The sequence below is a fragment of the Actinomadura pelletieri DSM 43383 genome (genome assembly GCF_003634705.1).
Classification (GTDB): domain Bacteria; phylum Actinomycetota; class Actinomycetes; order Streptosporangiales; family Streptosporangiaceae; genus Spirillospora; species Spirillospora pelletieri.
In genome coordinates this window covers 1101960-1113415 of the sequence record NZ_RBWU01000001.1, presented here as the reverse complement: position 1 = coordinate 1113415, position 11456 = coordinate 1101960, and the positions used below count along the sequence as shown (strand labels likewise).

General features: G+C 64.1%; 12 protein-coding genes and 1 pseudogene. 7 read left to right on the top strand and 6 right to left on the bottom strand.

Translation table 11 applies throughout. The annotated features are described in order from the left end of the window. Positions 1-4: 4 nt before the first annotated feature. Positions 5-664, top strand: coding sequence for an HAD family hydrolase (locus BZB76_RS05125; RefSeq protein WP_121433079.1), 660 nt, complete (start codon positions 5-7; stop codon positions 662-664). Here the strand turns inward: BZB76_RS05125 and BZB76_RS05120 are convergent. From BZB76_RS05120 to BZB76_RS05105, 4 genes are all read right to left on the bottom strand, one after another. Next, positions 645-1721, bottom strand: a complete 1077-nt coding sequence (locus BZB76_RS05120) for an NsdA family TPR-like regulatory protein (protein ID WP_211342830.1) — start codon at positions 1719-1721, stop codon at positions 645-647. The genes BZB76_RS05125 and BZB76_RS05120 overlap by 20 nt on opposite strands. 1087 nt (positions 1722-2808) lie before the next feature. Further along, the gene (locus BZB76_RS05115; RefSeq protein ID WP_121433077.1) at positions 2809-2994 is read right to left on the bottom strand and encodes a hypothetical protein; all 186 of its coding nucleotides are present in this window, start codon (positions 2992-2994) and stop codon (positions 2809-2811) included. Positions 2995-3704: 710 nt separating this feature from the next. Next, positions 3705-4877, bottom strand: a complete 1173-nt coding sequence (locus BZB76_RS36290; protein WP_281273844.1) for a hypothetical protein — start codon at positions 4875-4877, stop codon at positions 3705-3707. Continuing rightward, a complete protein-coding gene (locus BZB76_RS05105; RefSeq protein WP_147449324.1) occupies positions 4861-5961 on the bottom strand; it encodes a hypothetical protein in 1101 nt (366 codons plus the stop codon). The genes BZB76_RS36290 and BZB76_RS05105 overlap by 17 nt, the downstream gene beginning before the upstream one ends. Before the next feature lie 125 nt (positions 5962-6086). Here BZB76_RS05105 and BZB76_RS05100 point away from each other — a divergent pair, with 125 nt between their 5' ends. The 5 genes from BZB76_RS05100 (at position 6087) to BZB76_RS05080 (ending at position 7502) form a co-directional block, all read left to right on the top strand. Further along, complete coding sequence (locus BZB76_RS05100; protein WP_121433075.1) at positions 6087-6365, top strand: hypothetical protein; 279 nt, start codon at positions 6087-6089, stop codon at positions 6363-6365. Next, entirely contained in the window at positions 6362-6571 is a 210-nt protein-coding gene (locus tag BZB76_RS05095) for a hypothetical protein (protein ID WP_121433074.1), read from the top strand. The genes BZB76_RS05100 and BZB76_RS05095 overlap by 4 nt, the downstream gene beginning before the upstream one ends. Continuing rightward, positions 6568-6795 (top strand): hypothetical protein, encoded by a 228-nt coding sequence (locus BZB76_RS05090; protein ID WP_121433073.1) that lies wholly within the window; start codon positions 6568-6570, stop codon positions 6793-6795. Before BZB76_RS05095 ends, BZB76_RS05090 begins: the two co-directional genes overlap by 4 nt. 30 nt (positions 6796-6825) lie before the next feature. Further along, positions 6826-7074, top strand: coding sequence for a hypothetical protein (locus BZB76_RS05085; protein WP_121433072.1), 249 nt, complete (start codon positions 6826-6828; stop codon positions 7072-7074). A 221-nt stretch (positions 7075-7295) separates the two neighbouring features. Beyond that, positions 7296-7502: a hypothetical protein gene (locus BZB76_RS05080; protein ID WP_121433071.1), complete on the top strand. Its 207-nt coding sequence runs from the start codon at positions 7296-7298 to the stop codon at positions 7500-7502. 286 nt (positions 7503-7788) lie between these two features. On the opposite strand, the pseudogene BZB76_RS35705 reads toward BZB76_RS05080, so the two are convergent. Beyond that, positions 7789-8043: pseudogene (locus tag BZB76_RS35705) on the bottom strand (hypothetical protein); the annotation flags it as partial. A 17-nt stretch (positions 8044-8060) separates the two neighbouring features. Here BZB76_RS35705 and BZB76_RS05070 point away from each other — a divergent pair. Beyond that, entirely contained in the window at positions 8061-8870 is an 810-nt protein-coding gene (locus BZB76_RS05070) for a site-specific integrase (protein WP_121433069.1), read from the top strand. Positions 8871-9713: 843 nt separating this feature from the next. On the opposite strand, the gene BZB76_RS34130 is transcribed toward BZB76_RS05070, so the two are convergent. After that, a complete protein-coding gene (locus BZB76_RS34130; protein WP_147449323.1) occupies positions 9714-11399 on the bottom strand; it encodes a hypothetical protein in 1686 nt (561 codons plus the stop codon). Positions 11400-11456: the final 57 nt, after the last annotated feature.

Below are 11456 nucleotides of genomic sequence, written 5' to 3'. Positions count from 1 at the left end.
GGGCATGATTCGTGCTGTGGTGTTCGATGTTGGTGAGTGTCTGGTTGATGAGTCTCGGGAGTATGGGACGTGGGCTGATTGGTTGGGGGTGCCTCGGCATACGTTCTCGGCGATGTTCGGGGCGGTGATCGCTCGGGGGTTGGACTATCGGGAGACGTTCCAGGTGTTCGCGCCGGGGTTTGATCTGACTCAGCAGCGTGAGGAGCGGGCTTCGGTGGGGCAGGCTGAGACGTTCGGGGAGGAGGACTTGTACCCGGATGCGCGTCCGACGTTGGCCAAGCTGCGGGGTGATGGGCTGTGGGTCGGGATCGCGGGGAATCAGACGGTGCGGGCCGGGGGCATCCTGCGGGCGCTGGAGTTGCCGTGTGACATGGTCGCGACGTCGGATGACTGGGAGGTGGCCAAGCCTGATCCAGGGTTCTTCCGGTGTGTGGTGGACGCTGCGCCGTGTGAGGCGGGGGAAGTGCTGTACGTGGGTGACCGGTTGGACAACGACATCATGCCCGCGGCTGCGGCGGGGTTGCGGACGGCGCTGATCCGGCGTGGGCCGTGGGGGATCATTCAGCAGGACGACCCGGAGGCCGACCGCGTTCCGACGATGCGGATTGATTCGCTGGCCGAGCTTCCGGGCCGTGTCGCTGCGTTCAACGCTGAAGGGCGCTGAGGGTTGTCTGCCATCCGTATAGGCGGTCGTCTAGGCGGCGGACGCATTCGGTGTCGGCCCAGGGTTGGAGGGCGCGGCGGACGTCGTGTACGCGGTCCATGCCGGTTGCGTACCAAGTGACGGCGAGTTGGTCTAGGGCCTGTTCGGCGTAGGAGCATGCGGCCTCGGGGTCGCTTTGGGCGATCTCGACGGCGGCCAGGTCGCCGAGGATGACCGATCGTTGTTTGGCGTTGGTGTCGCCGATTGCCTCTAGGACGCCTAGGAGGGTGGCCTGGGCTTGGGCGGGCTGACCGGCCTTTAGTTGGGTGTCTCCCTTGAATGAGGCGAGGCTGATGGGTGAGAACCAGTTGAACCACTCGGGGGCCGGTTGTTCGGTGCTCTCGGTCAGTAGGTGTTCGGCGTGGTTGATGAGTCGGAGGGCTTCGCGGGGGTGTCCGCATCGGGTTTCGCACTCGGCTTCGACTGCGTCCAGCCATGCCAGGAACTCGGCGGGTGCGGCGCCTCGTCGGGCATAGGTGCGGGCGGCGCGCATCCGTTCGGCGGCCTCGTCGCGTCGGCCGTCCCATCCTGGGATGAACGCGGCGTGGGCGAGGATCGCGGCACCCAACAGGGGGTCATCGGCTTCGCCTGCGGCCTGGAGGGCTCGGACGTATGAGGCGTCGGCGTCCTCGGGCTGGCGGAGGTCGAAGAACTCGATGCGGCCGACCAGTAGCAGGGACTCGGCGAGTGCGGTAGCGAGGATGGTGCGCGGAACGCCGGTGGTTTCGGCGAGTAGCTGCGTACCAAGTTTTGTGTGCTCGACCACGGCGGGGTGGAGCTGGGCGGGCTGAACTGAGAAGTAGAGGCGTCGCAACGCTCCGTTGATCGCGGCGAAGTCGGCTCCGACGGTGGGCGGCTGAACAGCGGTGTTGGCCTTGGGAAGTGGGAGGGTGGCCCCGGTGACCTGGCCCGAGAGTGCGTGAGCGGCCGTGTTCGACCGTGTCGGGCTAGGAGAGTTGGACGGCTCCCACGGCGGGGTAAAGCCGAGTTCTTCGATGGGCAGCTTGAGCAGGTGCACCAAGAGTCGTTGATGATCGGCGCGCGGCCACGGTGGAGACGCGGACTCCCATCGTCGTATCTGCCGCGCGCTGATCTGCATGTTTCCCAGGCCCAGCAACGGAGCGGCTGTCGTCATGGCGTCGGCTAGTGCCTGCTGAGATGCGTAACCGGCATGCTGTCGGGCCGCTTTGAGACGCGTGTTGCCTACTGCGCGCGGCATCGGTGCTCGTCCTCCTCCTTGGGTCCTCTTCAAGTCCGACTCTAGCGCTCATAACGTCCCTGAGCGGGCACTGTGACCCACCAGACAGCGGGTAAGGACCTTCAAACGTCCTCTATAGGCCCTAAGAAGGACCTTCAATAGGACGTTTCCGGGCGACAGAGTGGCTGTCATGCGAGACGAGCAACCAAGCAACGGATGCGGGCGCTGCGGCGGTCGTGGGTGGAAGTTTGTTCATCCTCGGCGAGCGGTGTTGGTGGGGCCTCGGGGTGGTTCCGGGCCGGATGTTGTGCGGCTGCCGTGTCGGTCGTGTGCTCTGCCGGGTGCGGGGCGGGCGGCGTAGTCCGTTGGGCTGCGGGGCCGGTGGATGTTGCGGCGGCTTGTGCGCGGGGCGGGGTTTTCCCGTGGCCCTGTCCTGCGTGGCTGGGGTGCTGGTGGGTCAGCCCTGGCGGTCGTCTGCCCTGCCGGTCCCGCTTTCATCGTCAGGGAGTGGGTGATCACCGGAAGCCGCGCGGCAGCGATCGCCCCCAGCCACGTACCCACCTCAGCCATGCTGTGGCGATCGTAGGGCGCAACCATCGCCGTCTGATCCGTAGCAAGATCAGGACTGTCCAGGCCCGTCCCATATGCCTCCTGACCAGCGCGGCAACCTCCCGCCCGTCCACACCTGTCCAAGGTCATCCGACCCCGTTGTTAGCACCGCCGTTAGCACCCGCACCCGTCCCGGAGGGTGCGCCCGCGCGAACGGCGAGACGGTGTGACAGACAGTTTCGCGCGAACGAGCACCCCGGCTCGCGGGGTCCAGGGGGCGGCGCAGCCCCCTGGTTCGAGCTCGCTCAAGCGGCCTTGGAGACACCCTCGCGCCGTGCGCTCTCCAAGGCTGGGAGGGTCACGCCCTTGGGGGCGTTGATTGATCCAACCTGCCGACTGCGTAGCCTCCGAGCAGGCTTGCCAGCTCTATAGTGATCGTTTGCACGGCCGTGGGATCCATCCCTAGGGCCGCGAGAAGAACGGCGGTAGCGCTCACGATGAACGCAACGGTGACCACGTCACCGCCGTTCGCTAGTGTGGACATGAGGGCCTCCTTTAGGGGCTACTCGGGCCGCGTGTGCGGGGCAGCATGACTGTCCAGGTCGAGCCCCGCACACGCTGGCTTCTTTGACGTTTATGGAAGCCTACCGCGCACAATTCCTGTTGCACCCTCCACCGGAGGACGAAACCTTCATCGGCGCATGATCAAAACCGCGAACACAACCGCCCACAGAAGTCTCAGTCGCTGGTCAGACTATGTGCACTCAGGTCCCAGTGGACACATATAACGATCCTGCATCATCCAGCCTCTGACGTGCCGATGGGCGGCAGCGCGATCGATGTCGAACGATAGATTCCGGGAAGAATCTCGGAGATATTTTGAGCAAACCTAATGCTCCAGCATTTTGTGCGAGAACGGAAATCGAAATCTTGCGCCAACTGGAAAATCTAAAGACAAACGAAAACGGAATCCCGAAACCTTAAGCCAACCGGGAAACCTAAAGACAAACGAAAACGGAATCCCGAAACCTTAAGCCAACCGGGAAACCTAAAGACAAACGAAAACGGAACCCGAAAGCTAACGGCAGGGCGAAAAGCTGCGGGTCTAGGCGGTCGGGCGACGCGGCGCGGCGGGACCGGACCGGAGAGGCCGCACGCCCGGCGCGCCGGGGCGGGCGGCCGCCGGCGGCGCGGAGCGGCGCCCTTGAAGACGTAATGAAAGTTTTCATTCGGCGGGCGCTTGCTCTGGTGGCCCTAGGTTTTGGGGGCTTGGCCGCCGATGGTGGGGCCTTGGGGCCAGAGGGCTGTTAGGTCGCTTGGGGTGAGTGGGGCCCGGTAGGCGGCCTGTAGGACGGTTGTCCTGGTTGGCTGGTCGGCTTCGGCGAGGTTGGCGAACCAGTCGAGTCCGGCGGGGTAGGACCAGAGGTAGGAGCGTAGTTGTGGGTTGGCTCCTCGGTCGGTGAGCAGGTCGGCTATGGCTGCGTCGGTGATCCAGGGCATGCGGAAGCGGGCGTGGTCGGCCAGTTCGGCGATGCTCGCGCCCTGGTTGAGGGCTATGTGCAGCTCGGCCCGTACGAGTTGGTTGTAGTGGTCGAACCTGGTGCGGGTGATCAATAGTTCGTCGTCGGGGGCGACGAACAACGGGAGTGCTTGGGCGAGTCCTTCGAGGAGGACTTGTTGCGGGGCGTGGACCGACATAAGGCGTACCCAGGGGACATCTTCAGCGGTGGCTCGGGCTGACCAGCTTGCGCCCTGGAGGCCGTGGCCGAGTACCTCGTGTAGGGCGAACTGGCGGGCGGCGACCTTGGTGAAGCTGGCGCGGCGCAGGTTGAGGCGGAGTCTGACGCGGTCGCCGGCGCCGTCGAGCCAGTAGGCCCAGTAGGCGTCCATCTCGGTAATCTCGATGGTCAGGTGGAACGGGGCCGTAGTGGCGGTGAGCTGGCGGACGGCGTCCTCGTAGTCGGCGGCGGCCTGGCGGATGGCGTCGGGGGCGTCTTCGGTGTCGATGGGGCCTTCGACGGCGTTGAGATCCCTGGCGGTGTCGGGTCCCCACTCGATGCCTAGGGCTGTGAGGGCTTGGCGGGCTTGGTCGCCTCGGTGGGTGATGTAGCCGTCTTGCCATCCGGCGGCGGGGCATCCCTGGGTTGCCTGGACGTAGTCGGTAAGGGGCGGGTGTTCGCCGAGGAGGGCGCCGAGGTATGCGAGGTCGGCCGTTACGCGGGCGGTGAGGCGGTCGGCTCCGGTCTCGACGGTGCGGGCGTGTAGGTCGCGTAGCTGGTGGTGGACGGCTAGGCGGCTGGTGGCGGGTTCGGTCGGTCTGGTGGTGGGGGCGCAGTCGAAGTCGATGACGGCGACGGAACCGCGGGCGGTCTCGTAGGCGTGCCAGGCGCGGATGGCGGCTTCGATCTCGTCACGCAGGTTCTTCACGGATCGGCTCCCAGCGCAGCGTCACGGCCTGGTTCGGGCGCAGGTGGTCACGAGTCAACGACATCACGGCGTCCTTGTCCTCGATGTCCCAGACCAGGCTATCCGTGGCGGTGTTCTCCGAACCGTCCGGGTGTTCCTCGGTAGCGGTACATCCGCCGAGGTCGATGTGGCGTTGCCGAACGTTGATCTCGTAGCGGCGGCAGTAGCGGGGCATGGATTCGCGCCAGTAGTGATTCAGGTCGAATTTCCCGCCGTCGCAGACGTAGCCGACGCGGGCCCACTCCCCCGGCTTAAGGGGCGGGGAGATCTGGAAGGCGAACTTGGCCAGGTTGGTCGTGTCGTGGATGCGCTGGATGGCGATACGCCGGTCTATGTCGGGGATGGGCTTGATGACCAGTGGGCCGGTGGTGTGCTCGTACCAGACTTCGCGCGATACGCGGGCTAGTGGCTTGTCGCCGAGGTTGAGCAGGTCGAAGCGGTATTCGAGCAGGGCGGCGCCGTCTTCGGAGATCTCCAGGCTGATCGTCTTGGACAGCTCGACCACGTGACCGGAAAGGCCGGCAAGCTCGGTGATCTCGGCATCGTTCAAGCGGCGTTCGCGTTGGAGCTGGAGCAGGCGGCGGCCGAGGGCCTGGGTGTGGTCGCTGGTGGCGCCGTGGTCGCTGGAGAGTCGGGCCTTGGCGGCGGGGATGGTCCTGGAGGTGCGCCCCCAGGGGATTTCGCCGGTCTTGGGGGTGTCGATGCGGTGCTCGATGGTCGTGAGCAGTTCGGCCACGTCCGGGGACATCGGCTCATCGGGGTTGCTCGTCGGCTGGTTCGACTCCTGCGGCGGGCATGGCTCGAAAAGCTGTTCCGCCGTCCAGCCCGGAAGCATCTTCTCCAGAACCCGGCAGTGGTGGGGGTACGGGAGTCCTTTGAGTTCGCCGCTCAGCCAGCGATGGAACTGCGCCCGGCTCGGCCAACTGCCGACAAGTCCAGGGTCAATGCTTTTGGCCGCCTTGTCATACTCGGCGCAGAACGTCTGATGTGTCTGCCAATGCTTCTCACGGAGCAGAACCTTTAGCCGCACGGGGAAATTCGCCATCTCAACCTCCGACGGCAGGAACGTAACACGGACGAGCATCAGAGAAGACAGGACGAGAGCGATCCGTCCTGGATGCGATACAGGCGGTAATGCGACGTGACGCGTCTCCCGGCCACCGTAGGAGCGTGAACACCGACACCACTCCTGAGATCGAGTTGCTGGCCGGTCTGCGGGCTGAGTTGAGCGAATACGAGGTTCGCTCCGAGGTTCGTGAGGACGTTGCCGGGCTGGCCGTCTCCACCGACGTGCGCGGCGTCTTCGTGTGGGTCTTCGTCAGCTACTCCGGGCGGTACTTCTCCTGGGACCGGGACGGCCGTCAGCACCCGGTCAACGACATTCCGGGGGCGGCTCGGCGGATCGCCGAACAGGTCCGTCCGGACGGCTCGCAGGTGGTGACGCCATGAACCGGCCCGGTGGTAGCGACACGTCGGCGCTGATCGAGCGTCTACGGGATGGGTTGCAAGCCGAGTACCCCGGCTGGCTGATCGCGCGTGAGCGCTCGGGCCGCTGGGTCGCCACCCGGCAGGAGTGGGGCGCCTTGTACGGGCAGAGCGCGGAAGAGCTGCGCAACCGGCTCGACCGGTTCACCACTCGGGGAGATGCGCGATGACCGGGAACCGGCGGGCGCCCGTCGTCCAGATCACCCCTGCACGGCACTCGATGACCAGAAAGAAGGCGGTCGGACTGACCGAGGAAGAGCGTCAGATCCTCCTCACGGAACTCGCCGAGATCACTGTGGAACTCGACGAACTCAACGCACGGACACGGCAGATCACGGCTCGGGTTCACGGGGCCGAATCAGCCGCGCCGACTCCCGAGAGCGGAGCGGCCTGAGATGAACCACTCCCAGTAAGGAACCCTGCGATGCGAACGCGTGCGTACACCGACACCGATGACCCGGCGCTCCGCCAGCTCCGGGAAGAGTTCACCGGTCACCGGATCTGGCGGTCTCGACGCTGGGACGGACGTCTGGGCGACTGGGTCGCGACGCTGCATGACCCGGCCGCCGGCGTCGATGCGACGGTGATCTGTTCAGACTCGACGGCGTTGCGCGAGGCGCTGGTCCGGGAGCGGGAGCGCGCGGAGCTTCGGTGTGTTGAAAGGGCCTGGTGATGCTGGCCTGGTTCCCCCCGCCATCATCACCGGACGGGGCCGTCTCCAGTAATGGGGCGGCCTCGGGGAAGGCTGAGGCGGCGCGGTGGGTGTGTAACCCCCCAAGTGCACGCGCCGCGCTGCCTCGGCCGATCATTGCGCGGTGGCTGCTGAACCGGCTCGGGCGGCGGCTACGGAGCCGGGGGTGGAGTGTGGAGCGCCGTTATGACAATGCGCTGCCAATGCTGCGGGTGTACTTCCCCAGGGCGCGGTGCCTGGGGGAAAGCGTTCTGGTCGTCGCTGGGGATGGCGGCTGGTGGTACCGGTCCAGTACCGGTGAGCTGCTCGCGCCGTGCTCGCAGGTGGACCTGACGGTGTCGTTGATCGTGTCGTCGCTGGAACGATGGGTGTCGGTGGTGGGCTCGTCCTGGGAGACGGACGGGGAGTGATGAATGCCGGGGCGCCCCTCGCCGAGGTCTCCGAACACTTCGGGGTCATCTGCCGGCGGGGCTGCTACACCCGGTCGTTGTGGGCGCTGGTGCGGTGTAACCGCGGGTGGCGCCTGGTGGAAGCGGTATCGGTCCGGGAACTGGTCATGGCCATCACGCATCCTGACGGGTGGCCATGGCCTTGACGGCCAGCCGTGCGGCATGGGCCACGGTGGGGGGCGGTGGGTCGTACCGCACGGTCGTCGCTGTTTGAGAGCGGCCGAAACGTGTCGCAACACTGCTCGGCTTAGAGGTCCTTGGTTCGCTCGTCCAAGTCGTCAAGCCGGGTGCTGAGGCGGCGGAGTTGGCCGCGGATGTCCTGGAGTTGGGTGAAGAGGAGCTGGAATTCCTCGCTCCGTTCCGGCGGCGCGTCGCCGGCGTCCTGCGTGTCCGGGGTCGCGATGACCGTTGCGCCCCTGGCGCCCTGCCGGGTGGTGACCAAGCCCTCTTCGCGCAGGACGGCGATTGCGTTGCTAACGGTCATGCCTGAGACGCCGTACCGGTCGGCGAGTTCTTACCGTGGCACAAATCTTCGACCTGGCCGAGCGGGTTGGCGTACGGCCGGTCGGCAACATCCGCAAACTCGACTCCGGGGAGTACCGGGTGCGGTACCGGGCCAAGGGCGGCGACATGCGGCGGCTCCCCCGGACCTTCGCGACCCGGCCGGACGCCGATCGGGCGCTCTGGAAGTTGGCCGAGGACGGGCGCGCGGACGTGACGAGAGACGATCGGCTGCGGGCGCTGATCCTCCTCGCCGCGTTCGCAAGCCTGCGCTGGGGTGAGGTGACGGCGCTCCGGCGGTGTGACATCGACATTGCGAACCGTACGGTTCGGGTCCGCGCGGCCTACGTCGAACTGGCGAACGGTCAGATGATCCTCGGGCCGACCAAGTCACGAGCTGGTCTGCGCACTGTCGCGATTCCAGAGGCGATCGTGCCTCACCTGGTCGCACACCTGACCAGGTACACGGGGGATCAGGACGATGCCCTCGTCTTCACGGGCGTCAAGGGCGGTCCGCTGCGGCGTAGCGGGTTCAACAAGCTGACCCGGTGGAAGCCAGTTGTGGAAGCGCTCGGCGTCCCGAACCTGCACTTCCATGACCTGCGGCACACGGGGAACACGCTCGCCGCCGACATGGGCGTCTCCCTGCGCAACCTGATGGCACGCATGGGGCATGACAATGAGCGGGCGGCGCTGCGGTATCAGCACCGGTCGAGCAGTGCTGACCGTGCGATCGCGGACGGGCTGAACGCGCTCGTCCAGGCCGAGCGGGAGCGGGACGGCGGTGACGATGACGGGGCGGCGGAATCACTGGTGCCCGTTGTCTAATTGCACGCTAATTGCACGGCGGTGATGTCAAGGAGAAACGATCAAGGCCCAGGCTCGGGGATCATGTCCCTGACCTGGGCCTTTGGGGTGGGAGCGGGTGACGGGAATCGAACCCGCGCTGTCAGCTTGGGAATAGTCCCGTCTCCCCTGCCCCCGCCACTGACCAGCCGTTCCGCCGTACCGCAACTGACCGCTATTGCCCCTTGATCACCCTGCTTAATGGCACGCTAATGGCACGCCGCCCCGCGCTGACCTGCTCACTCTTCCCGCCCTCGCCGCTCGCTGACAGCGGCCCGGCTGCCGCATGGTGCCCGATCCCCCTGGCTGCTGCCGCGTCCCGATGCGAGGACCTGCAACCGCGTGGTGTGCAAGTCTCGCACCCTGCTTGGGCGTGCGGCGCAGCCGCTGTTCTTCCCCCTACCTTCCTCCCCCCGGCCCCGACGAGACCTGTACTTAGCGGCGGACGGGTTCTGTCAAGGGTGGCGTACCCATCACGTAGTGACGCCCGTAGGGCGCCCTTGACAGGTTCCGGCTGGCGCCATCCTCAACACATCGGGGCCGGGGGACCCGCGCATTTCCAGCTCAACTTGCAACGTCCCTGAACCGGCGGAATCGAGTTCTCCAGGCGGAACCGTTCGGGCGGCGGCGCATACCCCGTGGCGGCCGAACGGGGCGAGGCCGGCGGCCGTGGCACGATGCGCGGCCCGGCGCGGCCGTCCGGTGACCGGCGCCCACGCCGCATGCTCCGGGCGGCCAGGCGCGGGGCCGCGCCAGCGGCCCAAACGCCGCCGCCCCTTGATCCAAAACAGCCCAATTCGGCAACTGAGTACCGGCGCGGGTCAACTAGTCCATTGACTCGGAGAAGACAGGGCGACCGTGACGATAGCTAACATCTGGTTCACGAATAATCAGGTCCTCTCCCTCCCATTGCATGCCAAACTTTCCTAGCCCTTTCCTGGATACCCGCAGACGGCTGCGCCAGGCAAGGTTTACACAGGCAATAGAAAGGATTAGCGCTATCAAGACTAGATAGACCTTTAGTGTCGAACTATCTCCGCCACGCGCAAAGGCGACAATAGGCTCTTCCGCAAAATGGAGGAAGTTTGGAAAACTAGCTCCACTGATAACGTCTAGTGACTTGCTTAGAGCTGGCATGCCCAAGAGGGCGGCCACGGTTAGACCGAACATCGAAATAACGAATCCGCGGCGAGCCGTTGCAGCCGCCGTCATGGCTCCGATCAATTGCGTCAAGGTTCCGAGACGACTCGTAACTCTAGCCTGCAGGCGGTCCACTTTCGCCTCTACCAGAATATCTGTTACAATATCCTGGGCATTGCCCCACTTTATCATTGTCATGCGCTGTTCTTCCAGGCCCATAATTACGTCATGCTGCATCTTTTCAAGCGTTTTTCGTGTCCATATCCTGGTTCTTGAGATGAGGATGTCCAGATCGCGGATCTGCCAATATTGTAGAAGGAAGTTTTCGATGAGGACCAACCTGAAGGCATCTTCCACTCTGGGATATCCATTGTCGTCATCATCCACGAAATCCCACTCCACGAAGACAGTGTTGGAAGATAGGTAGTACGAAGAACGGGATCGCTGGACGGACTTGTCTCGCTCTAGCAGATAATCGACAAAATTCGGTGACATATCCTGGTAGCTAGCCATCCTTCCGACGAGTCCAGCCAACTCCACTCTATGCCGTTTAATCCACCTAGACCTGGTTTTGCAGCAATCCAGCTTCCCTAGAATCAACGTTGGATAGCAAAGCCATTCTTCTTGAGCCTCAGTCCAACGGCCGCCGCAGGCAGCAATCACTCGTTCCTGATACAGCGAGAAGATATATGCCAAGTCGATAGGTTCGCGCCACTCTATGGTGCGCCAGTGTGTCCCGTCATATTTTTCATCTTCTACGACCAGGGTCTTATAGCTCTCCGAATACGGGCGAGCGTTTTTCCAAAGGTCTTCGCACGTGGTCGTCTGAGAAAAGACAAGGCCGGCGGCAGACTCTCCAGCAATCAAAGAATCTGTCGAAATCCCATCCTCTATCGGCGCCGCGAAGGTCATAATTGCCACACCTGACCTATGCAGCACGAGAAATACTTCTAGTGTCTCGTTGGCCAGAAAGTCATTTTTCCCTGAAAAGTTTCTCAAGCTCAGCCGAATGAAGGGCTCGCCACTGAGATAATCTTGCGTATAGAATTTCTGGTCATACATTGCATGAATAGCCAGAAGTGCTCTATCGGTGGCAATCTCCTTCTCGATGCTTTCCACTGCATCGAGCATCTCTTGTCTGTGTGTGACGTTCGATGTGGTCTCTTCCTCTGATTTTCTTTCACTTTTCCGCCAAGGAGAGGTCAGTCTCCCAACGAAAATATTCTTGGCAAGCGATACGGCCAGCTTAGGGTGTCTGCGCACCCAGGCGGAGACTTTCATTTTGCCTGAAAATGCCGCCTCCATATCGGCTATGCCTTGTGCCATCTTTTGCACACCTAGGAGCTCCGAATATTGCGGAGCAAGCTTCACTTCTCCATCCTTGGGAGAAACGGCCGTCTTTGCGATTCCTGCCTCGAGTAGCTTGTG

Excerpts from the sequence above, each read along its gene's own strand:
- BZB76_RS05125 (WP_121433079.1), top strand. The coding sequence starts at position 5 with ATGATTCGTGCTGTGGTGTTCGATGTTGGTGAGTGTCTGGTTGATGAG.
- BZB76_RS05115 (WP_121433077.1), bottom strand. The coding sequence starts at position 2,994 with ATGTCCACACTAGCGAACGGCGGTGACGTGGTCACCGTTGCGTTCATC.
- BZB76_RS05105 (WP_147449324.1), bottom strand. The coding sequence starts at position 5,961 with ATGGCGAATTTCCCCGTGCGGCTAAAGGTTCTGCTCCGTGAGAAGCAT.
- BZB76_RS05095 (WP_121433074.1), top strand. The coding sequence starts at position 6,362 with ATGAACCGGCCCGGTGGTAGCGACACGTCGGCGCTGATCGAGCGTCTA.
- BZB76_RS05090 (WP_121433073.1), top strand. The coding sequence starts at position 6,568 with ATGACCGGGAACCGGCGGGCGCCCGTCGTCCAGATCACCCCTGCACGG.
- BZB76_RS05085 (WP_121433072.1), top strand. The coding sequence starts at position 6,826 with ATGCGAACGCGTGCGTACACCGACACCGATGACCCGGCGCTCCGCCAG.
- BZB76_RS05080 (WP_121433071.1), top strand. The coding sequence starts at position 7,296 with ATGCTGCGGGTGTACTTCCCCAGGGCGCGGTGCCTGGGGGAAAGCGTT.